Genomic DNA, 20643 nt, shown 5'->3' with positions numbered 1-20643 from the left:
TTGAGAATGAAAATCGGGGAAGCGACTGCTGACAGCTGGGCAAGAGCGCCGCGCCATATCATCAGGCGCGAAGTTTTTGAGCGCTGGGATCTTACGCTCTTCATTTTGCTCCTTTGCTTCTGCGGATATCTTGCCTCGAACCCCGCTCGGATAGGGCTTCCGACGTTCAGCCCAGTGGTGGTCTTTGGCGTCGCATTCCTTGCCAGCGGCTTCGTAAAGCAGACGCTCAAAGCCGCTATCGTGAACAGCGTCAGCTACCTCAGGCTGCCTGAATTGAAGAAGGAGCTGAGAGGGCGCAAGGCGGTGCGTGTCGAACTCAGGATTGTGCAAGGAGGTGTGGTGACGGGCCAAGACAGGGGTTGGCTCGCGATGAATCATGAAGGTTTCATCTTTGTGGGACTGCGTACAAGGGCTGCGGTCTCGCGCTCCTACATCAAGTCGAGCAAATTCAAGCGCGGTCTGCTGGTCGACCGCCTGCGGCTTGAGCTTAACGGTCCAGTGAGGAGGGGTCAGCGGGTGCTGGTGGATTTCATGGGTGACCGTTTTGGAGAGGATACAGCCCTTAGGGATATCAAGTCTGTGAAACCGCTGATGGATGACTTTGTGCCGGAAGAGTACGAGCCGTTCGAGCTTCCGCTAAAGGTGCAGGAGGAGCGTTTGTTCAAGCCGTTCTTTCTAGCAAACGAGATTGCCGCCGGCGTTGTGCTGGGAGCTGCCTATTGGCTGCTCGCGATTCTGGGAGCGGTGGGTAGGAAGCCCTTGGAATCGGCAGATTCCGTACCGCTTTTGGTTACAGCCTGTCTGGTGGGCACCATGCTGACGAGCAGCCACACAATGATCGCGCTGGTGCGAACCTGGCGGCTACGGCGGGCCGGAGTCCAGGTGTAGCTATGGACCGTGCGGTAGCATCGTCAGAATGGAGGCCGGATCGAGAGGAGCGGAAGCGATGGGAGTCGCGATGCAGACTGGCTCGAAGCGTTGTCTTTCTTACGTTTCCGGTAGGGTTTCTGAGTCTGGGAGTTGGGAATATTCTTGAGGCAGACGACTGGATACGTTATGGGCTGACTTACGCCATCTTTCTCTTGATGTTCGCCTTTGCCTCCGGCTTTCTTCTTAGGAATCCTCCGTATGAAAGCGAGGAAGAGGACATCCTGCAAAAAAAGCCAGCGGACGATCTTTCGGCTCTCGCTTGCGTCAACATCGAAATCTGGCAGGGCGGGAGGCAGACCGGCACAGACAAAGGATGGATGTGGCTGGAATCGTCTGTTTTCCGTTTTGCGGGTCTGGTCAGCGACTTGAACCTTGCCAGCAAGGATGTGAACGAGGTTCAGCTAAAAGAGGCAAAGCATTCGAAGCACATGCTTCTTTCCTTGAAGGAGCCTGGAGTCGAATTCAAGATTGAACTCATCGAAATTGGCGAGTACGACGAAAGCTATCGATATCCGGGCCTTGTCTCAGATTTGCAGAACTGGTCGAGACAAGGACACACAACGCTCGCTCGCTCGAGATTTCCTCGTGAAGTGCAGAGGCGATACTGGCTCGGGCGGGAAGACAAGCTGCGGTGCTTGTGGGTTAGCGTGGTCGCGGTCGCTTTGCTTGGTGCTTCGGCATACGTTACTGCAGCAGACCTTGCAACTTCCCAATCGGAGCTTTGGAGATACTTCCTCATTTTGTGGGGAGTCTTATCGTTCCTGGCGATGACGTTCATTTGCTGGGATGCAGTGGTCAAAGCAAAGGCCATGCGTGTATTTCGCAAACTAGGCTTAAACCTGTCGTCGGTTTGAGCCGCAGCGATACTATGAATCAGATTGTTTGTCCAGCCTCTAACCACAAGCTTGTCAATCACCTTACCAATACAGAACGCTATGGATACCTCACACGCCCAGTCAACAAGCTTGCTCGTTGACAAAAACAGTTCCACATTTACTCTGTGATTTACATTCTGTTTCAAGTATTATCTCGTCGTGAGTCAAGTAGACAACAAGTTCATGCATTTACTGAAGACGCATTTGGCGACCGCTTTGGTACTTGCTGCTATTGGTTTATTCGTTCTTCTGACGAGCGCTCTCTTTAAGGCGAATCAGCCAGGACAAGAGCAGACGAAAGAGCTCATCATTCATTTGATGACCGTTGTCATTGGCCTTATCCCCTTGACTATCATCTACTACCTTGAGCGGTTTGTTGGAACCACAACTGCTCTAAAGAAGAAACTTGACGCGACTTCCTACAAGGTGGAAAGAATCACATCTCGACTGGGCATACAGGAAGGAGGTCAGGATGCTGCATCGATGGAGCGAAGTCTTACGATTCTTAGCAACGTTCTCGAACACAACATGTCCGGCGGGTTCGGGACGCTTTTACACAAGACGATGAGAAGCAAGGATTCTGAATTCAGAACCAAGGTCGTCGAACTGTTTTTCGGAAGCGAACACGTCGTATCCGATGTGCCCCCCGATGTGTATTTACGCATTCTGAAGGAGCTAGCCGAGGGTTGCACCTCATACAGAACGATTCAAAAGAACTCCTTAAGCTGGTTTTTTGATAAATCTGGCATCAACTTCTTGTCCGAGTTAGGCAGCATTGCTCATTTGCAGCAGCCCAATGTTGCCTACAGAATTTTTGTTCTTACTAGGGAAGAGTCCGAAAAGATGGACAAGGATATACAAGATCCAAAATATGCAGAAGCGTATCGAGCAGCTTGTGGTCCTTGGACCTCTCGACGCGTTGTAGAAGATGATCTTCGTGAAGAGATTTTGGATGAAGACACCCTTGTATGGCATCGAGATGTAGTCTTGTTAGACGATGTCTTGGAGATCACTTACGACGAGAAGAGCAGGCAACTCACCTGGCGTGGTGTTTATCACAATGACCCAACAGTAACGTTTTTCCGCCGTGTTAAAGAGTATGAAACTGCGATGTCAACTCGAAGCAAGATTATCTCGGTGCTTTAACACTTGATCCAATCTGAAATTCTCTAAAACGCCACACTCTCGCAAGTAATCTCAATTCCTGAGCCGCTTGCTTCCGCAGAATGCTACTCACTACTTCCCAATACAAAAGTCCTTAAAGATCCGGTCGATCATGTCCTCTCCGGCTGTCTCGCCTGTAATCTCGCCAAGCGCTTGAATGGCATCCTGCAAGCCGACCGCGACAAGATCATCCGGGATCTCCTCTGCATCAAGCGTGTCAAGTGCAGTGGTGATTGCGGCGCGGGCGCGTTCGAGATGAATCTCGTGGCGTGGATTGATAAAGATGTGAGAATGCTGTTCCGCGTTGGTTTGGAGACCCCGCGCCCAGCCGCTGAGCTGTTCCAACCCCAACTGCTCAGTTGCAGAGAGAGCAATCCCCTCCTCAATCATCGGCTCCAAATCGGATTTGTTGGCGATGAGGATGTGCGGGCGTGTGAGCTTAGCGAGGAAATCGCGGTCGAGCTGCTCCAATCCTATGCTCGCGTCGTACACATACCACACATAATCGGCGTTCTCGGAGAGCTTTAGGCTTCGCTCGACACCGATTTTCTCCACCTGTTCGTTCGTTTCACGCAGTCCGGCAGTGTCGATCAGAACACACGGCAAACCGCCCAGAACGACCTCTTCCTCCACATAGTCGCGCGTGGTGCCAGGGATGTCGGTGACGATGGCGCGATCCGCCCCGACCAGCGCATTCAGCAAAGAAGACTTGCCCGCGTTCGGCGGTCCAACGATGGCGATGCGCAGGCCTTGGCGAAGAATGCGTCCGAAATGAGCGGTATCCAGCAGCCTGTCGATGCTGCTTCGCACGTGAACCAGCTTGAAGGAGGCTTCGGTGCGGTTGAGCGGCCCGACCTCTTCGCTGAAATCGACGCTGGCTTCGACGGCGGCAAGGACGCCGATGACCTCGCGGGAGAGCTTGGTGACGGCTTCCAGCAGCGCACCATCCCGGATCAAAGCCGCATGGCGCAGCTGAGCTTCCGACCGCGCTTCGATCAGGTCTTTGACAGCTTCGGCCTGGGTGAGGTCGATGCGACCGTTGAGAAACGCCCGCTGAGTGAACTCGCCAGGATCGGCCATGCGCGCTCCTTGACCGATGCAGGCTCCGACCAGGCTTTGCACCGACGCTAGCGAGCCATGAATCTGCAGCTCGACGCTCTGCTCCCCGGTATAGCTCTTCCCTTCAGCAAAGGGAAGCATGAGGCCGTCGTCACCGGTGGACACCTTCCCGTAGACCGCCCTCCTTTCCTCGACCTGCTTGGGCCAAGGCTCGAACACCCGGCTGCCGATCTCCCAGGCCAGAGGACCGGATAGGCGCACGATCGCCACCGCGGCGGGCTGGCTGCCGGTGATCGGGGCGATGATGGTGTCGGTGAGGCTGGGCATGGCTGTATGGAGATTGTGGCTGATAGTGCATCATACGAACATAATGAGAAAGATTGTCATAGATTGACATTCACGGCATAATAGACGTAGGAAGAATCATGCACGTATCTCTAACTCCCGAACTTGATGAATATGTCCTTCAGAAGGTGAAGACCGGACGGTACAACTCCGCGAGCGAAGTCGTGCGTGAGGCGTTGAGGTTGCATCAAGAAAATGACGAAGTGAAACGGATTAGACTGGACAAATTGCGAAACGAGATTCAGCGAGGCGTAGACGATCTGGACGCTGGGCGTTTTGTTGAAGCGTCTGCAGAAGAGCTTGCTGAATTAATCTCGCAACGCGGACGAAAGCGTCTCAATGCCGCAGATAACAAGCGTAATGCCGGCTAATCGTTATCAGCTTTCGGATGCAGCAATTGAGGACCTGGACGCGATCTGGGAGAGCGCTGCTCTGCAGAGCGGAAATCTGGACATCGCCGATCGTTTGGTCAGATCTATTCTTTCAGAACTTGACTTTCTCAGCGAGAACCCCGGAGCCGGGCATCTGCGTGAGGACCTCACAGCAAAGCCGTTTCGCTTCTGGAGCGTTTATAGTTATCTCATCGTCTATCATCCCGACTCAAGACCGCTTGGGATATATCGGGTGTTTCACGGAGCTATGGACGTTGCGGCAATTTTGGCGGGATGACCTAGTTGGCAGACAACACCGGTTCACCGTCATCATTCAACCGACTTCAGCTATAGTGCAACTAGATACTTAGCAAGGAGTGCGGTATGAAGAATCGGCTTTTTCGACCGTCCGGTAGACAAGATTGGGCGAACTTAAGGGGGCCATTTTCCCAACCGAGATTCTGGATTGGACTTGCAGCATCATTGCCAATGGCAGCGTTATCCACCGTTGCAACCTGGCTACTGTTGGCTTCCCTGTTGATCGCACCGAGTGGCTGGATCGTATATTTCTATGCTTGCGTTGTCGCTTTATGGTCTTGGTTTTGGGTGAAGTCATACCGTCGGGTCCTCGACACGATGAGACATCTTCGTGAAGTGGGCGCTCCGTTTCCGCCAATTAACCTAAAAGGAATGTTGGTTACCTTGTCACTTTTCATGGCGATTGCTGCTTTGCTTTTGCCAACGATGTGTACTTTTGCAATACAACCCAAGAACCGTGCCGAGCGGGCTTTTTTGGCAAACGAGTTCAAGGCCAAGACACTGCCGTTCCTCCCCGACCTACGTTAACCCAAGCACCAATTTCCTAGGCACACTCTTCACGTCAATTCCGGGAATAGCGGAGAATATCCTCAGTGCTCGCGACACTCAACATTCTGTTTTGGATTCTGCACACCGGGCTGGTGGCGTTCAACGTCTTTGGCTGGATGTGGGAGCGCACGCGCCGATGGAACCTAGTTACGCTGGGATTGACGCTGGGTTCGTGGGTGGGGATGGGCGCTTTTAAGGGGATCGGCTACTGCCTCTGCACCGACGTCCACAGCAACATCCGCCGGCAGATGGGCATCACCGACGATCCCCCGACCTACGTTGGGCTTCTCATCCGCAAGGCCACCGGGTTCAACCCCAGCACCGAGTTCGTCTACTGGCTTTCTGCAGGGGTCTTCCTAATCAGTCTTATCGCCTCAGTTTCGTTAAACATTCGGGACAGTCGCCGCCGTAAAGCCGCCGCGCTTCGTCCCTAAACAGAGCCACTCATGCCAGCCTATCGCGACAAAGCTTCTTGGTATCTCGGACTCTCGTCCTACTGGTTCGCTACCAGCTACAAGTGGTTCATTCTGCTGCTGCTGGTGTTGCCGGGCCAAGTCGAGAAGATCGTCCCCGGCGGAGAAAAGAGCGCCTATTGGGGGATGATCTTTGCGGTTGGGGCGATTTGGGCATGTGTCGGACCGTCCATTTTTGGCTTTTTGAGCGACCGCGCCAAGGTTGGATTCGGCGCGAGGAAGATGTATATCGCCGTCGGCTGCGGAATGACGCTGATAGCGCTCGGATTCCTTGCCGACGCCAAGAGCATTCTTGCGCTAACACTTGGCTACCTGCTGCTTCAAGTGGCCGACGACGTGGGCACCGGCCCCTACAGCGCGCTTATCCCCGAGCTTGTGCCCGAGCATCGGCGTGGCAGAGCCAGCGGAATGATGGGGATGCTCCAGGCTTTTGGGCAGATCGCCTCGGCGCTCGCCGGTATTGCTCTGGGCGATGCGATGCTTATCTACATCGGCGTCGGTGTGGTGAACGTGATCTGCGCGGTGTGGACCATCTACACCATCCGAGGGGCTGAGCCTATTCGCCACGAGTCAGCCGAGGAGCCACCGGCACGAGAACGAGCTACGTTGAATGGATTTCTGAAGGGGTGGATCGAGCCTTGGAAGCATCGCGATTTCTTTTGGGCGTGGTTCACGCGGTTCTTGAATGCGCTGGGCTTTTACCTGGTCCAAAACTATTTCAAATTCTATCTTGGCGACCGCGTCCTTGATGCGGATCGGAAGGCCAGAGCATTCGGGTTCACTTTCAGCGAGGATATAGTGCCGATCATCATCGCGCTCACGATCTCGTTGATGGCGATTATCGGTTCCATCTATGCGACCAAGGCTGCGGACGTGGTCGGCCGCAAGCGGATCATCTATATCGGCGGGTCGATCATGTCGGCGATGATCGTGCCGTTTGCACTCTTCCCGAATTTTGCCCTGATCTGGGTTCTGTCGGTCTTCTTTGGTCTTGGCTACGGAATGTTCCTTTCCGCAGACTGGGCATTGGTTGCCGACATCCTGCCAAATAAAGAGGCGATGGGCAAGGATATGGGCGTTTGGCAGATGAGCAACTCGGTGGTGCAGATCTTTACCGGCATCACCGGCGTTCTGATTATGTGGGGGAATAACTGGAGCGCCGGGATGGGCTATACGGTTTTGTACCTGATCGCGGCCGGGGCGTTCTTCTTGAGCACAGTGCTGGTGCGCAAGATTCAAGGGTCAACTTAAAGACTCGGAATGGGTAAGGCGTAAAGGTCGTAAAAAGGGTGATCAAGATCGAAAGTTGACGTTCTTGCCGGGTGATTCTTATCCCACTCCTTACCCCTTACCCCTTACGAAACTTCCCTTCCATGCCCATAGGCCGGGAGCCCAAACGCCTCGGCAACCGCCTCCAGCGTCTCCGGGCAGAAGTAGTACGTCCGCAGCTCGGTCACTTCCCCATCCCGGACCGTCAGCCGGGTGACCTCGGAAACCGCCTTGCTACCGTCCTCCAGATGCTTGAGATAGAGCGCCAGCGGCTCGCCGCCATGCCAAAAGACGACGGCCTCGCTGGCGTCTTCGTCCTCAATCGTGTGCTTCATGCTGGAGCCCTTGGCCTCGTTGCGCCCACGCTCTTCGGCGATGCCGACGATGTTCACCCGGACGTCTTCGTGCAACAGCGCGCAAAGGCCGTCCAGATCGCGGCGGTTAAAGGCGTCCACAAACTTCTGCACGACCTCCGGAACATCCTCTTTGCCTGGGAGGCTTTCGGGCGGTGCGGAGGCGAGCGACTGCCGCGCCCGGTGCAGCGCCGCCTTCACGGCCCCTTCGGTCATCTCAAGCATTTCGGCGGCCTCCTTTGCCGTAAACTCGAACGCCTGAGTGAGCAGAAAGACGACCCTCTGTCGCGGGGGCAGGGTCGCCACCATCAGCTCCATCGCGGCGTGGCCCTCGGCGCTCAGCCCTTCGTCCATCGTTTCGGCGGCATCGTCTTCGTGCGGAGGAGCCTGGTCGGGCCGCAGCTGGTCGATCCAGATTCGGCTGGCGATGCGAAAGAGGTAGGCCTTGGGGTTGGTCGGCGACCACACCCGGGCCAGCGCGCCGAACGCCCGCAGCAGGGTCTCCTGCACCAAGTCTTCCCCGTCCCAGATCGACCCGGTGAGCCGGCGGCAGAACCGCCAGAGGTCCGGGCGCAGCGGGGCGATATGGGCGTCAAACGCCCTTTTCTGCTCGTAGATCGCCTTGCGCAGGGCTTTCAGTTCGTCGGGTGCGGTGTCCATCATCGGAAGGCTAAACGGGTTTTGGTGTGGGAAAGGGTACGGTGGTTTAAAAAACCTATCACTTTGGATGTTACTGGGCAAGTCAGCAAGAGAAGACACTCTGGAGTACAAAACATGATCTAAACTAAAGGGACGAAATGGAAGACTTGCTCAAGCGAATCACCGTCAACCCTGCCCAATGCGGTGGGCGCCCGTGTGTGCGTGGAATGCGCATCCGTGTGGTAGATGTGCTGGAACTTCTGGCGAATGGCCTGAAGGAAGAGCAGGTTCTTGAGGAGCTTCCTGACTTGGAGTCTGAGGACATCCGTGCTTGCATCGCTTTTGCGGCCCGCCGAATGAATCATCCGGTACTTGTCGCATGACTCTTTGGCTTGATGCGCATCTGTCGCCTGCATTGGCCCCTTGGATCGACGCCAACTTTGAGTGTAAATGCGTTGCCATCAGGGACTTAGCCTTGCGTGACGCATCTGATATTGAGATATATAATCAGGCAAAGATTGCAGAAAACACCGTCGTAGTCGTCAGCAAAGATTCTGACTTCGTGGATTTGGTAATTAGACTTGGCTCGCCACCACAACTCCTTTGGATCACCTGCGGCAACACCTCTAACGAAGCGCTAAAGGTGATTTTCAAGGCAACTCTGCATCAGGCCATTGAACTTTTAAAACAGGGTGAATCCTTGGTAGAGATCGGGCCTGTTTGAACGGAGTGGCTCTATCGTGGGGACCTCCCACCCCTTTATCCCCTCCCTCCAGTTCCGGAAAAATGGAAGGAGGGGAACAACATAGTTTTAGATGCCTCAGGGTGCGCACACATAATCATTTTTTTCTGCCTCAACATGCAGCCCTGAGGCTAAAACCAACGACTCCACTGCCTGTTGTGTGAATCACCCGATTCTGGTGGCATAACGCTACAGAACCCCCTTCTCGTAAACGACGAAGCCTTCATGAGGAGGGGGCAGGGGGTGGAGAGAATCCGATCTTGTTCTCTCGCAAAGTCGCCAAGACGCAAAGCCAGATCGGCTGACTGTGGCAGTGGATCTGTCTGCGGAGGGATCGGACCTCCCTCCCCTAACCCCGATTCGTCGGGCAGGCTAGGGGAGCAGAATCTCGCTGTCTTCTTCTACGCCTTCTTCAGCCGACGTCGGCGCAAGAACGGAAGCAGGCCAAGACCCAGCACGGCCGCGCTGGCAGGCTCTGGCACCGGCTCCGTCACGTTCACCGTGAAGTAAAGCGGATTCGACTCATGCCAGTTCTCCGACTCGTCCATGAACCCATAGAGCACACGCGGGCTCGGGTCCGTGTCGGGGTTGAAGTCGTGCATCCCGATCTGGTTCGTGGGTTTGATGGTGACGCCAAAGATGTCGCCTGCATAGTTCAGGCTGCCGGAGGCGATCCAATCCATGAACGGCGTCGGCAGAAAGGCGCCGTCGATCGGGTCGGTGACATTCGGCAGCATGGCGCTGTACATGGTGTAGCTCCAGCTCTCTGTACCCCCGACATCCCGAGTTGCCGTTCCGGTGAAGTAATAGACAGTGTCCGAACCGGGCAAAGGAGCAACCAGGTTAGGCTGGTCAAGTGTGATGGTGAAGGCGGCTTGCGCGCCTGCCGACAGCATCATCGCGACGACGAATGGGAAAAGTCTTGCTCGCATAATCCCTCTAACCTCCGAAAACTCCAAAAATTGTATCACTTTGGAGTTAAAGTGCAATATCCTATCGCCTGGCAAACTTGCGGGTTTGCGTTTTCAGCGCCCATGCCTCAGCACGCTTGCGTGTTGAGGTTGCAGACCCCCTCCTTGCCAACGTCGCAGACTTGGTGAGGAGGGGCAGGGGGTGGAGAGAATCCGATCTTGTTCTCTCGCAAAGACGCAAAGCCTGATCGGCTGACCGTGGCAGGGGCTTCTGTCTGCGGAGGGATCGGACCTCCCTCCCCTAACCCCTCCCTCCATTTCGGCTCCGCCAAGATGGAGGGAGGGGAATGCCAAAACTACTTCACCGGCCATTTGGGCAGCACATGCGCCAATGGCTTATCCGACCGATAGCCCAGCTCATATTCCGCTTGCATCAGCGTGTGAATCTCGTGGGTGCCTTCGTAGATGATCGCGCCTCGGGAGTTGCGGAAGTAGCGCTCAACCGGGAATTCGTCGGAGAACCCATATGCCCCATGAATCTCAATGGCCTTGTTCGCCGCGTCGAACGCCGCCGCGCAGTTGGTCCACTTCGCCATGCTGCATTCGCGGGTGTGCCGCAGACCCTCGTTCTTCATCCAGCCAACCTTGTAATACAGCAGCCGTCCGATCTCCCTTCCCTGCACCATCGAGGCGATCATCTGCTGCACGAGCTGCTTCTTGCCGATGGCTTCCCCGCCGACCGTGCGTTCGTTGGCATACTTCACGCAGGCATCCAGACAGGCCGTGATGATGCCCACCGCGCCTGAAGCGACCGTGTAACGGCCGTGATCGAGGGCCGACATCGCGACCTTGAAGCCGTCGCCCTCTTGCCCGATCATGTTCTCCTTCGGCACGCGAAGGTTGTCGAAGAAGATCTGTCCGGTGTTGCCCGCGCGAACGCCGAGCTTGCCCTTAATTGGGCGGCTGGAGAATCCGGTGCGGGTGCGCTCTACGATGAAGGCGGCATACCTCTTCCTCTCCCCTCCCCCTGGACTAGGGGGAGAGGGCAGGGGGTGGGGGTTCGAGGTGGACGTCCCATCCCCTACCCCTTCCCCCTGCGCTTGGCTAGAGGGGGAAGGGTGTCCGGAATCCACAAGCTTGGTAATCACCAAGAACTGGTCCGCATAGTCGGAAAGGGAGATCCAGGTCTTCTCACCGTTGATGACGTACTCGTCACCGTCTCGGCGGGAGGTTGTTTGTAGGTTCGCCGCGTCGGAACCTGCGTTCGGCTCGGTCAAGCCAAATCCCCCAACCAGTTCACCGGTCGCCAGCTTGGGCAGCCAGCGCTGCTTTTGCTCTTCGGTGCCCCATTGAAGAAGCGTAAGGCAGTGTAGGCCGCTATGGACCGACATGACCACTCGGGCGCTGGTGTCGGCCCGCTCAAGCTCCTCACAAACGATGCCGAGGCTGATGTAGTCGGTATCGGACCCGCCGTACTTTACCGGAATACTGACGCCCAGCAGACCCGCTTTGCCCATCTTGGTGAGGCTTTCGCGATCGGAAGTGTGGTTGCGGTCGCGCTCGGTGAGGCCAGGAAGGACTTCGTTTTGGCCAAATTTATAGGCGGTCTCGCGGATGAGCTCGTGTTCGGGCGTCAGGTCGAAATTCATGCTGAATATGGTACCGGGGACAGGCCGCCTGACGTTGGGGCGAAGCGCACTCTCGTATACGGTCTTGTCTGCAATAAAGGCAAGAGGGCTGACAAGTTCTGCCAGCCCCTTTAGTTGAGAGCGCTTGATACGCCCGCTCTATTTGGTCTTGCCGAATTTTGAAGGTGACTTGTAGTTCTTGAGCTCGGAAGCGAGCGTGCTGTCTGGATGGCAAGTCTCCCAACTTGCCCCATTAAACAGCCACAAATCTCCGCTGCTCTTCACCCATAGAAGTGTCACGAGTGTCGTATCACTTTCGAACGTGATCGGGACACCCTTGGAACTCGGCTTACCAGCCACGCCGGTTGATCGGACAACTCCAGCGGTACTTGTGCCGACAAGAGAAAGTTTTCCCTGAGGGATCGATCTCTTGACTGCGGTGACACGTCCTCCAAGAATGTGCTTAGGCAGAATTGAGAGAACTCTGCCACTACGAGCATCCACATCAATGATTTGCGTGACGCGCCCATCATCGAATGTCTGATCAGCGATAGTCACCCTTAGAATCGGCTGAGCGATCCGTTGGTCAATCAGCGTGAGGTGATCTGGCAGCAACTCGTTCGCGACCTGTGGTCCCCAGTTTGGCATTCCAAGCATCAGCTGAGTCTGTACGACCTTGCCAATGGGAAAGGGCTCGAAGCGCGAGTAAGCATTCTTGGCGGCATCAACGCAATCTTCAGCCGTAGCTAACTTACTTAATGCAAGTTTGCTGTGGTCCATCCAAGGTCCAAGATACGCTTCTTTTACAGCTCCTGTAGACCGGCTGACCTCAATTGAAATCAACTGAGTCGACAAAAACTTGCCGTACTGTGCTTGAACATTGAACCTGAAAGTATGATCACCGTTGTGAACCTCAGTGTCATAGCCATCCGCTTTCATACCGATCTCAGCCAGAAAATCAGTAGCAATCTTTTCGCACTGCTCTTCTGTAAGGAGATCGTATAGAGCACGTTTCTCATCAGATCGATAAGAAAGGAGACGGCCATCCCGATTGAATATCGTTACCGACGCATCCCCTAGCCAGACTGTGGTTGTGTTTGCTTCTACTACCACGGATGCCTTGTTCTGCTTAAGCAGCGTAGCTGAACGCAGATCAACTCCCTTTGCAGCGTTGAACTGAACCGCAGTCTTGCTGACTTCAAGCGCTCTTGTTTTGAGCCGATCAGACAACGACTCTTGTCCCCTCGTCTGAGCAATTCCTGCTGAGCAGGCAATGATCAGGACAATTGATAGAGTTATGGTGAATCGAACCAGATGTACCATTCTGTAAACCTCCCCTGTGAGTCCACTCTCGGTGCAACTCTTTCGGCTGCATGAAGATAGACTGATTTCCAAGTTGTAAGGGTATCGCCACGAAGTTGCATGGGCAATGGAAAATTGTTCACGTCTAGCGGAAGATAGAGCGCATTCGCTCTAACACGCGCACCCTCAGCGGCGTGGCCTTGATTCAACATGCTGAACAGCGTCGTGGCATGATTTTCAAAGCTCACAGTAGCTCCTGTTACGACATCCTTACAATCTGTCGTAAGAATTCCCTCGAAACCGAGATACACACCATCGACTGGTCGACGCCGGAAAGCCCAAGAGGGGTCAGCGCCACCGCCTAAAGTGTCACAACCATAGACGATAATCCAGCTGTGTTGAGGTGTCGCCTCATTCGGATTGAATGCGCCTGTTGCAGTCCCTATCTCATTCCATGGCAAAAAGCCGCTTGGGATGATAAGCCCAGTAACAGGATCCCAGTGACCGTAGGAGTCGAAGAGTCCTCCACCAGCTCCGTGCGTATTCACAAAGACCCCAGTAGATTCTCCGAGCTCGGCTAACGCCTGGGCTTTGTTCATCAATGGTCCTCCAGAGACCAGGTAATTCGCGGACGAAAAGTTTGATCGGCCTGTGTTTACTAAGCCGTCAATCCTTGCTTGAAGATTTGGAGGCCAAGACCCTCCATTTACCGTAACTATCGTCTTCCAAGACGCCAGCCTATTGTATGCCTTCGGGTCGATCTGCGTTTCGCACACAGTCGAAGCGATCCACTGCTGGTTCTTGAAGAGCGCGTAATAGCACTTCAAAACAACCGGAACATCGGCATTGTGCGAAAAGTGGTTGCTCGCAAACCTTGCCGGAGGCGGACCGTACAACTGGACTAACTCAGGGTCTTCTGGAACCTGAGCAAACAAATCAGCAAAGTTGAAGTCGTCCGTTGGTGCAAAGGCATAAAGCCCAGCGCCAGCTCCTCCCCCCGGAGGATCGCCAACACCGCCGCCTGTGCCACCCGTACCGCCGGTACCTCCTGTGGTTCCAGTTCCTCCTGTCGTTCCCCCAAGGGGGTACGTCTTGTCATAAATCTCGACGCCGCCAATCTTCAGTGTCGCTCGGAAGAATAGGGCATTGTCAAAGGGTGGGTCGCCCACATAGGCACCGTTCAAACGTGCGCCAGCGCCCGCCCCGACAGGAACAAACGTTCCCGAGATAGGCTTGCCCGCGGCAGTAACGCCGGGGATGGATACCAAAGCCCAACACTTAATGTTGCCAACTACCACTATGTTTTCACCATAGGTGTCAGCGGAGGACCTTGTTATCGCTAAGATAAGCAAACTTGTTATTAAGAAACAAGTAATGGACTGAAGTTTATGTCTCACATTAACCTCCCTGCATGGATTATAAAACCGATAGCGTCATTTTTCAAATCAAATTTGCTCCACTATTCAAAAATGTGGAAAAACCATTAATGTGTGCCTTCTAGTTGCTAAGTAATTGGAACAACTAATGGCACTGCGGAAGCAACCGGTTGACTTCATTCTTCAAGCTCAGACCTCCGAGGTCTTCTTCTCTTGGTGAATGTGGGGGTGGCTATCGGAATCCACGATTTAGTCCAAGTTCCTCTGGCAAGTTAGAAAAGGCCTGACCAACCGTTGTAAAATGGTCGCAGCCAAGATCATGCCGAAGCGCCAGCCTTTCTCAACATCTCGCCCCTGGAATCATGTTCGCCCGCATATCCTCGTCGTTGCATGTTCCGACGGGCGTCTGCAGGAGGCCACCGACGAACTTCTCAACGAGAGGTTTGGCATCGCCCACTACGATCGTTTGTACTTGCCGGGCGGACCGGGTGCGCTCGTGCAGGCCGGGGGGCAGTTCACACGGTCTTCACGCATCAAAGATGAATTCCTCTTCTTGTTGAAGGCGCATGAGATAGAGGAAGTCGTTTTGATGTTCCATGGGCCAGCCGAGGATGGCCCTGATGAAGCGATCTGTGCCGACTATAAGCGTGTGTACTCCACATACAACGCGGAAAGGATCAGGAAACAGCAAGAACTCGACACAGAGGAGATCTTGCGAGGAACCCTTAAGGCCTTCCCGCAAGAGCATGTGTTTGTGTATCGCCTTGAGGTCACGCGATCACGCGGTATTGACGTAAAAAGCATTCTCTGATGCTCGTTTGCGTGTCCTTTCACCTATCCAAGTTTTCAGGCTACTTGCCTTGAACGCAGAGGCAAGAAGATTGGATGCTCATGTCCGCTTTTGCCCAAACTTTGGCGAAGTGTGATTCTGCCGTTGCCGCGGCTTCGGCCTTTCCTTGGGCTCGCAACGCTTGCCCAAGACCAAAAAGCGACCAGCCATTCCCAGGGAGCCGTTTTAGGTCATCTCGATAGACCTGCTCGGCTTCGGCATGTCGTCCAGCCTTCAAAAGCACCGCTCCAAGAGTATGCCGAACGGGCTGAATCCAGTCGGGTGGTTCGTCGTACCGAAGCTGGTCTTCAGCTTTTACGCCCTTTTTCAACTCGGCAATGCTGGCCTGTATTTTGCCCTCGGCAAGCAGGATTTCCCCGTTCATTAGATGTGTCGCAACGGTGAGGATATCCGCCGCCGCATTGTTTCCAAAGGCCGCATCCTTGGGCACTTTCTTACGTGCCGCATAGAACATCGACTGCTCAGCTCTTGCCGCTTCAACCATTCCCATTGCAGCGTAGGACACGCTTCGAGCCTCATGCTGTAGTGACCTCGCAAGCGGAAAGTAATCAGGAACGAGCGGCATCGCAACAATCTCTTCCCACTTGCCAAATCGAACGCGACCCTCGAATGGCGATGCCATGAAGCCATCGACGAGCGGAGCCATCTCCTTCAAGACTTCGTCGGGGAAGATCGTGATCACGTCATCCATCGCCTTGATGGAAAGTTCACTTTGGCCAGTCATCATCGCAGCAAAAGCGAGCATGTGATGGTTGTGCGCCATATAGACTCGATAGAAGCCCTGACGCTGAGACTTAGCGCGGTAACTCTTATCGGCCTCGATTGCACGTAGATTCGCGGCAACGGCTTCTGCCCAACGTCCCGTGCGGACATCGATATGCGAAGGCATGTGGACCATGTGCCCAAGCCCGGGTTGCAGGAACCGAAGCCGGTCGGCTGCCCCAATCGCCTTCTCTGGATTAGGGGAGGCCTCCATTGTGTGGATGTAGAGGTGGTTGGCTAGGGGCTGCTTCGGGTTCAGCTTCATCACCGCTTCAAGGGTTCTCCGTATTTCGCTAGTCCCCGGTTGTGGGCTGCCGTCCGGCTTCCACAAATCCCAGGGCCGAAGATCCATCATCGACTCGGCGAAAAGCGCTCCGACATCGGCGTCTTTGGGGTGGGCTCGCCAGACTGTTCTCATCGCAGCGGCATAGGCCTTGTCGAGGGGGCCACGGTCAGCGGAGGGGTTGGACGAAAAACGCTTCATCGCCGCGCCTATGAGGTCTCGCTCGACCTTGGGAGCTTTTGGAGCTAAAGCGTTGGCTTTTTGGAGAGCATTCCATGCGGTCATGGCGTTGGCAGGGTCCACCATTGGGTTGTTGATGTGCGGGCCGTTTGCCGTCGCTATTCCCCACCAAGCCATGGCGCAGGAGGGGTCGAGATGCGTGGCCTGCTGAAAAGAGCGCGTGGCTTCGTCGTGGTTGAAAGCGAACAGAAATGCGAGCCCCTGATCCACATACTTCTGCGCATCTGGACTCGTTGTCTGGACTTTGCGGTGGAAGCCACCCAGCCCTTCGAACAACGGCTCCAACGATTGAGTTGGTGCCGCAATGGGTGCACCTAAACCAAGGATTGCAACAAGAGACGTCAGCAAGCTCATAATCCCTCCGATATTCAGTTCCGCAATTCAATTCTACAGGAAAGCAGCGACGCCGAGGCCACTGAAAAGCTGAAGCGCTTGGGAACTGTCTCCTGCAACTTGCTGCCAATCCAAAACTCTGCGTGCCCATTGAGTCACGCCGTTACAAGGTTTAGACAATTCGGTACAAGGCAATTCAATCGCCGTGATTGCATCCTGTATCAGCATGAAATTCGTGTCCCTTACACTCGTCGCCCTACTGCCTCTACTTTCTTGTTCACACCGGCCAGACAAACTGGAGCAGAAACCGGGCACACAGGCAAAAAGTGTCCGCATCCTCTTTATTGGCAACAGCCACACAGGGAACTGCGATGTCCCCGGTATGGTGAGGCAAATGATGGAGTCGGACGGGACGGGGACACCGGTTTACACCGAATCGATTTTCACGGCTTTCTTAGAGGACGCAGGTCAGAACGTTCAAACGCAGAATCGCATCAAGAACGGAAAGTGGGACATTGTCATCTGCCAGGCCGTCAAGCTCAGCTCCTCGCACCAGTATTCTTACCCACACGACGGGGCGATTAAGATTGCCAAGCTGGCTGCGGATACCGGAGCGAAGACTTACCTCTTTGCCGAATGGCCGCGAAAGGGTTGGGACGAGACGGAGTACATTCTTGGGGTTTACCAACAGGTCGCACAGGCGTCAGGCGTCAAGGTCATTCCGGTTTGTCGGGCGTGGGACATTGCCCTTAAGAAGAATCCGAATCTTGATTTGTGGCTACAGGACGGTAATCACTCTTCCCCGCTCGGCGCTTACCTAGCCAGCGGAGTGATCTATTACTGGCTCTTGGACGGCATTGGACAGCCTCGATATATTCCAGCCGGGCTTGTGAGCCGCACCGCCACACAAATGCTAGCGATTGCCAAAGAGACGCATCAACAGTACGGGAAGTGAGAAGACTCTGAATCACGATTTACGATTGACATTTACAATTGACGATCGCCCTTTTAGATCCGCGATCTCCAACCTCAAATTCCGCCATAGTTGATGGCCTGCCGCGACTCATTCGCGCTATTATTAAGCCACCTCTTCTGAGGGTGTTTAGCCATGCGCATGACTCGTCGCGACTTTCTAAAAGCTTCTGCTGCAACCACTCTCGCAGCTTCTCCGATGGCCCGCGCACTTGCCCAAGGCGGGTCGGGGCTTGTTCTTGGAAGCGGTGAGTTCCGCTACGAGTGCGTTCACGATTGGCTCACTCCTCCGCCAGGAATGGCTTTTGGCGATACACATGGGGTGGCCCAAGACAGTCAGGGGCGGATTTACGTCGCTCATACCGTTCATGGCAGCAGCAAGAGCTCCGATGCGATCTGTGTCTACACGGAGAAAGGGAAATTCCTTCGCTCTTGGGGTTCGCAGTTCAAGGGTGGTGCCCACGGCCTCGATATCCGACGGGAAGGGACAGAGGAGTTCATCTATCATTGTGATGTCGCACACCGCAAGTTTTCGAAGACAACGCTTGACGGGACGGTCATTTGGGAGATAGACGCACCCAAAGAATCGGACAAGTACGCCCAAGGCGAAGCCTTCATCCCGACCAACGTTGCCTTCTCCCCGAACGGAGATTTTTATGTCGCCGACGGATATGGGTCGAACTGGATTCACCACTACGACCGAAGTGCCAACTACCTAAAATCGTTTGGAGGGCGCGGCAACGCTCCTGGGCGGGTAGCCCAACCTCATGGCCTGTGGCTCGACAATCGCGGGCGAGAGCCTCTGCTTGCGGTTGCCGATCGTGGAAACCGTAGGATTCAATACTTCTCGCTTGATGGAGAGCACCACTCTTTCAGCACTGCAGGCATGCGGCTGCCCTGTCATTTCTCCATCCGTGATGGAGTGATGCTGGTTCCCGACCTTGAAAGCGTCATTACCCTTTTAGACCCGCAGAACAAACCCATCGTGCATCTTGGCGACGGCGCGCCGAGCGGCCTGCGAGACAAGCCAAGGGCGGAATTCATCCCCGGAAAGTTTATCCATCCACACGATGCGATGTTCCTGCGCAACGGCGATATCTTGGTGGCGGAATGGGTGCCGATCGGGAGGGTTACCCTACTACGTCGCATCTTCAGCTAGACGGAGTCTTCGAGCTGCCTTTAAGAGTCAATTTGAAGCTCACCGGGCCTTGCTAATGGCTGGGCGGTATGCCTCAGCGAACGTCTCCTAAAGGGCCCAGTCTGGTATCCTAGAGTTCATCGGGCCGAGAAACATTCTGCTGTCGCGAAGCTTTTTTAGGGGATAATTCGTCACAGAGTTGGCAGCGTCGCCGAAGCTTAAATGTAACGTTCTGGGGACTGTTACAAGCACTCCAAAAACCTCGCTTCCCCGCCGCGAGGAAAGTTGCAATTTCGGGATATTGACTTCTGGGTACCGAGCAAAATCATGACACCAAGAGAGGCCGTACAATTCGTTCTTGATAACGAAGCGCAATTCGTAGACATTCGCTTCACCGACCTTTTTGGAATGTGGCACCACTTCTCAATGAATGCGGGCCACTTCAGCGAAGACATTTTTGAGGATGGTTTGGGCTTTGATGGCTCATCCATTCGTGGCTTCCAGAGCATCAACGAGTCCGACATGCTCCTGGTTCCCGACCCTGCCACCATCTTCATGGACCCGTATACCGAGCTACCGACCGCGGTCGTGATGTGCAACATCGAAGACCCGATGACTCGGCAACCCTATTCTCGCGATCCACGCTATGTGGCCAAAAAGGCCGAGGCTTACCTCAAGTCGTCCGGCATTGCCGACACGGCTTTTGTTGGACCGGAAGCAGAGTTCTTCCTGTTCGACCAGTTGCTCTACAACGCCAATCCGCACGAGATGGGCTTTAAGATCGGAAGCCACGAGGCGCACTGGACGAGCGCGGACGAAGGTTCGGCAGGTTTCACGATTCGACCCAAGGGTGGGTACTTCCCCTGCCCGCCGGTGGATAAGCTGCAAGACGTCCGCAGCGAGATGATGGCGACAATGATCCAAACAGGTTTGGATGTTGAGGTCCATCACCACGAAGTTGCCAGCGCCGGCCAGTGTGAAATCGACCTCCGCTTTAAGCCGCTCTTGGAAATGGCTGACAACATCCAGAAGTACAAGTACGTCGTGCGCAACACGGCCTACCGAAACGGTTTGATCGCCTGCTTTATGCCAAAGCCGCTCTATGGCGACAACGGTAGCGGCATGCACGTTCACGTTTCACTCTGGAAGAACGGCGAGTCGATGATGTATGACGAGACGGGCTATGCCGGACTTTCGGACACGGCTCGCTTCTTTGTAGGTGGTTTGCTCAAGCATGCTGCAGCGCTTTTGGCCTTCTGTGCGCCGACAACGAACTCCTACCGACGACTTGTTCCGGGCTATGAAGCCCCGATCAACTTGCTGTACTCACAGCGAAACCGCTCGGCTTGTGTTCGTATCCCGATGTACAGCAAGTCGCCTAAGGCTAAGCGAGTTGAGTTCAGAGCGCCGGACCCCAGCGCCAACCCATATCTCGCCTTTCCGGCGATCATCATGGCTGGCCTGGACGGTATTCAAAACCGGATTGAGCCGCCAAAGCCGCTTGACAAGGATCTCTACGAACTGCCCGCCGAAGAGCGCGCAGGAATTCCGCAAACGCCAGGTTCGCTCCGAGCGACGCTTGAGGCGCTTGCCAGCGATCACGAGTTCTTGCTAAAGGGCGACGTGTTCACAAAGGACCTCGTTGAGACCTATGTTGAGTACAAACTGAAGCACGAGTGCGACGCGATTGCATTGCGCCCGCACCCGTACGAGTTCTTCCTGTACGGCGACATTTAAGAGCCGTGCTGCGAAAAAGAATGC

21 protein-coding genes are annotated in these 20643 nt (G+C 54.8%); 14 read left to right on the top strand and 7 right to left on the bottom strand.

The window, feature by feature from the left end; genetic code table 11:
• The first annotated feature begins 6 nt into the window (after positions 1 to 6).
• The 3 genes from KF784_08185 to KF784_08175 all read left to right on the top strand — a co-directional run bounded on the left by KF784_08185 (position 7) and on the right by KF784_08175 (position 2951).
• On the top strand, positions 7 to 888 hold the full coding sequence (locus KF784_08185) for a hypothetical protein (protein MBX3119028.1): 882 nt from the start codon (positions 7 to 9) through the stop codon (positions 886 to 888).
• A 2-nt stretch (positions 889 to 890) separates the two neighbouring features.
• On the top strand, positions 891 to 1784 hold the full coding sequence (locus KF784_08180; protein ID MBX3119027.1) for a hypothetical protein: 894 nt from the start codon (positions 891 to 893) through the stop codon (positions 1782 to 1784).
• A 180-nt stretch (positions 1785 to 1964) separates the two neighbouring features.
• Complete coding sequence (locus KF784_08175) at positions 1965 to 2951, top strand: hypothetical protein (GenBank protein MBX3119026.1); 987 nt, start codon at positions 1965 to 1967, stop codon at positions 2949 to 2951.
• A 90-nt stretch (positions 2952 to 3041) separates the two neighbouring features.
• Here KF784_08175 and mnmE read toward each other — a convergent pair whose 3' ends face one another.
• Positions 3042 to 4355 (bottom strand): tRNA uridine-5-carboxymethylaminomethyl(34) synthesis GTPase MnmE, encoded by a 1314-nt coding sequence (gene mnmE / locus KF784_08170; GenBank protein ID MBX3119025.1) that lies wholly within the window; start codon positions 4353 to 4355, stop codon positions 3042 to 3044.
• Between the two features lie 98 nt (positions 4356 to 4453).
• Here mnmE and KF784_08165 point away from each other — a divergent pair, with 98 nt between their 5' ends.
• The 5 genes from KF784_08165 to KF784_08145 all read left to right on the top strand — a co-directional run bounded on the left by KF784_08165 (position 4454) and on the right by KF784_08145 (position 7335).
• Positions 4454 to 4744 carry a type II toxin-antitoxin system ParD family antitoxin gene (locus KF784_08165; protein MBX3119024.1) on the top strand — a complete coding sequence of 97 codons (291 nt, stop codon included), beginning with the start codon at positions 4454 to 4456 and terminating at the stop codon, positions 4742 to 4744.
• A complete protein-coding gene (locus KF784_08160) occupies positions 4734 to 5042 on the top strand; it encodes a type II toxin-antitoxin system RelE/ParE family toxin (GenBank protein MBX3119023.1) in 309 nt (102 codons plus the stop codon). Before KF784_08165 ends, KF784_08160 begins: the two co-directional genes overlap by 11 nt.
• Before the next feature lie 86 nt (positions 5043 to 5128).
• Positions 5129 to 5590 carry a hypothetical protein gene (locus KF784_08155; GenBank protein ID MBX3119022.1) on the top strand — a complete coding sequence of 154 codons (462 nt, stop codon included), beginning with the start codon at positions 5129 to 5131 and terminating at the stop codon, positions 5588 to 5590.
• Between the two features lie 65 nt (positions 5591 to 5655).
• Complete coding sequence (locus KF784_08150; protein MBX3119021.1) at positions 5656 to 6045, top strand: DUF2784 family protein; 390 nt, start codon at positions 5656 to 5658, stop codon at positions 6043 to 6045.
• 12 nt (positions 6046 to 6057) lie between these two features.
• Entirely contained in the window at positions 6058 to 7335 is a 1278-nt protein-coding gene (locus tag KF784_08145; GenBank protein MBX3119020.1) for an MFS transporter, read from the top strand.
• Between the two features lie 104 nt (positions 7336 to 7439).
• Here KF784_08145 and KF784_08140 read toward each other — a convergent pair whose 3' ends face one another.
• Positions 7440 to 8465 carry a sigma-70 family RNA polymerase sigma factor gene (locus tag KF784_08140; GenBank protein ID MBX3119019.1) on the bottom strand — a complete coding sequence of 342 codons (1026 nt, stop codon included), beginning with the start codon at positions 8463 to 8465 and terminating at the stop codon, positions 7440 to 7442.
• A gap of 38 nt (positions 8466 to 8503) precedes the next feature.
• On the opposite strand from KF784_08140, the gene KF784_08135 reads away from it, so the two are divergent.
• Together KF784_08135 and KF784_08130 are read left to right on the top strand one after the other, a co-directional pair.
• Positions 8504 to 8728, top strand: a complete 225-nt coding sequence (locus tag KF784_08135) for a DUF433 domain-containing protein (protein ID MBX3119018.1) — start codon at positions 8504 to 8506, stop codon at positions 8726 to 8728.
• A complete protein-coding gene (locus KF784_08130) occupies positions 8725 to 9069 on the top strand; it encodes a DUF5615 family PIN-like protein (GenBank protein MBX3119017.1) in 345 nt (114 codons plus the stop codon). The genes KF784_08135 and KF784_08130 overlap by 4 nt, the downstream gene beginning before the upstream one ends.
• Before the next feature lie 419 nt (positions 9070 to 9488).
• Here the strand turns inward: KF784_08130 and KF784_08125 are convergent, their stop codons facing one another.
• The 4 genes from KF784_08125 to KF784_08110 all read right to left on the bottom strand — a co-directional run bounded on the left by KF784_08125 (position 9489) and on the right by KF784_08110 (position 14226).
• Positions 9489 to 10019, bottom strand: a complete 531-nt coding sequence (locus KF784_08125; GenBank protein ID MBX3119016.1) for a hypothetical protein — start codon at positions 10017 to 10019, stop codon at positions 9489 to 9491.
• A gap of 335 nt (positions 10020 to 10354) precedes the next feature.
• Positions 10355 to 11647, bottom strand: a complete 1293-nt coding sequence (locus tag KF784_08120) for an acyl-CoA dehydrogenase family protein (protein MBX3119015.1) — start codon at positions 11645 to 11647, stop codon at positions 10355 to 10357.
• Positions 11648 to 11785: 138 nt separating this feature from the next.
• On the bottom strand, positions 11786 to 12856 hold the full coding sequence (locus KF784_08115) for a hypothetical protein (protein MBX3119014.1): 1071 nt from the start codon (positions 12854 to 12856) through the stop codon (positions 11786 to 11788).
• 65 nt (positions 12857 to 12921) lie between these two features.
• Positions 12922 to 14226: a hypothetical protein gene (locus KF784_08110; GenBank protein ID MBX3119013.1), complete on the bottom strand. Its 1305-nt coding sequence runs from the start codon at positions 14224 to 14226 to the stop codon at positions 12922 to 12924.
• Positions 14227 to 14605: 379 nt separating this feature from the next.
• Here KF784_08110 and KF784_08105 point away from each other — a divergent pair, with 379 nt between their 5' ends.
• Positions 14606 to 15115 (top strand): hypothetical protein, encoded by a 510-nt coding sequence (locus KF784_08105; GenBank protein ID MBX3119012.1) that lies wholly within the window; start codon positions 14606 to 14608, stop codon positions 15113 to 15115.
• A 40-nt stretch (positions 15116 to 15155) separates the two neighbouring features.
• Here KF784_08105 and KF784_08100 read toward each other — a convergent pair whose 3' ends face one another.
• Entirely contained in the window at positions 15156 to 16793 is a 1638-nt protein-coding gene (locus KF784_08100; protein ID MBX3119011.1) for a hypothetical protein, read from the bottom strand.
• A gap of 205 nt (positions 16794 to 16998) precedes the next feature.
• Here KF784_08100 and KF784_08095 point away from each other — a divergent pair, with 205 nt between their 5' ends.
• The 3 genes from KF784_08095 to glnA all read left to right on the top strand — a co-directional run bounded on the left by KF784_08095 (position 16999) and on the right by glnA (position 20619).
• Complete coding sequence (locus KF784_08095; GenBank protein ID MBX3119010.1) at positions 16999 to 17727, top strand: hypothetical protein; 729 nt, start codon at positions 16999 to 17001, stop codon at positions 17725 to 17727.
• A 153-nt stretch (positions 17728 to 17880) separates the two neighbouring features.
• Positions 17881 to 18903: a twin-arginine translocation signal domain-containing protein gene (locus KF784_08090; GenBank protein ID MBX3119009.1), complete on the top strand. Its 1023-nt coding sequence runs from the start codon at positions 17881 to 17883 to the stop codon at positions 18901 to 18903.
• Between the two features lie 306 nt (positions 18904 to 19209).
• Positions 19210 to 20619: a type I glutamate--ammonia ligase gene (glnA, locus tag KF784_08085; GenBank protein MBX3119008.1), complete on the top strand. Its 1410-nt coding sequence runs from the start codon at positions 19210 to 19212 to the stop codon at positions 20617 to 20619.
• The last annotated feature ends 24 nt before the right edge of the window (positions 20620 to 20643 follow it).

This window comes from Fimbriimonadaceae bacterium, assembly GCA_019638775.1.
Taxonomy (GTDB): Bacteria; Armatimonadota; Fimbriimonadia; order Fimbriimonadales; family Fimbriimonadaceae; genus JAHBTD01.
The sequence above is the reverse complement of the archived record's forward strand: the minus strand, read 5'-3'. Positions and strand labels throughout refer to the sequence as shown.

What these genes read in the sequence shown, in the direction of transcription:
- KF784_08185 (MBX3119028.1), top strand. Translation starts at nt 7, where the DNA reads ATGAAAATCGGGGAAGCGACTGCTGACAGCTGGGCAAGAGCGCCGCGC.
- KF784_08180 (MBX3119027.1), top strand. Translation starts at nt 891, where the DNA reads ATGGACCGTGCGGTAGCATCGTCAGAATGGAGGCCGGATCGAGAGGAG.
- mnmE (MBX3119025.1), bottom strand. Translation starts at nt 4,355, where the DNA reads ATGCCCAGCCTCACCGACACCATCATCGCCCCGATCACCGGCAGCCAG.
- KF784_08165 (MBX3119024.1), top strand. Translation starts at nt 4,454, where the DNA reads ATGCACGTATCTCTAACTCCCGAACTTGATGAATATGTCCTTCAGAAG.
- KF784_08160 (MBX3119023.1), top strand. Translation starts at nt 4,734, where the DNA reads ATGCCGGCTAATCGTTATCAGCTTTCGGATGCAGCAATTGAGGACCTG.
- KF784_08155 (MBX3119022.1), top strand. Translation starts at nt 5,129, where the DNA reads ATGAAGAATCGGCTTTTTCGACCGTCCGGTAGACAAGATTGGGCGAAC.
- KF784_08145 (MBX3119020.1), top strand. Translation starts at nt 6,058, where the DNA reads ATGCCAGCCTATCGCGACAAAGCTTCTTGGTATCTCGGACTCTCGTCC.
- KF784_08135 (MBX3119018.1), top strand. Translation starts at nt 8,504, where the DNA reads ATGGAAGACTTGCTCAAGCGAATCACCGTCAACCCTGCCCAATGCGGT.
- KF784_08130 (MBX3119017.1), top strand. Translation starts at nt 8,725, where the DNA reads ATGACTCTTTGGCTTGATGCGCATCTGTCGCCTGCATTGGCCCCTTGG.
- KF784_08125 (MBX3119016.1), bottom strand. Translation starts at nt 10,019, where the DNA reads ATGCGAGCAAGACTTTTCCCATTCGTCGTCGCGATGATGCTGTCGGCA.
- KF784_08120 (MBX3119015.1), bottom strand. Translation starts at nt 11,647, where the DNA reads ATGAATTTCGACCTGACGCCCGAACACGAGCTCATCCGCGAGACCGCC.
- KF784_08105 (MBX3119012.1), top strand. Translation starts at nt 14,606, where the DNA reads ATGGTCGCAGCCAAGATCATGCCGAAGCGCCAGCCTTTCTCAACATCT.
- KF784_08100 (MBX3119011.1), bottom strand. Translation starts at nt 16,793, where the DNA reads ATGAGCTTGCTGACGTCTCTTGTTGCAATCCTTGGTTTAGGTGCACCC.
- KF784_08095 (MBX3119010.1), top strand. Translation starts at nt 16,999, where the DNA reads ATGAAATTCGTGTCCCTTACACTCGTCGCCCTACTGCCTCTACTTTCT.
- KF784_08090 (MBX3119009.1), top strand. Translation starts at nt 17,881, where the DNA reads ATGCGCATGACTCGTCGCGACTTTCTAAAAGCTTCTGCTGCAACCACT.
- glnA (MBX3119008.1), top strand. Translation starts at nt 19,210, where the DNA reads ATGACACCAAGAGAGGCCGTACAATTCGTTCTTGATAACGAAGCGCAA.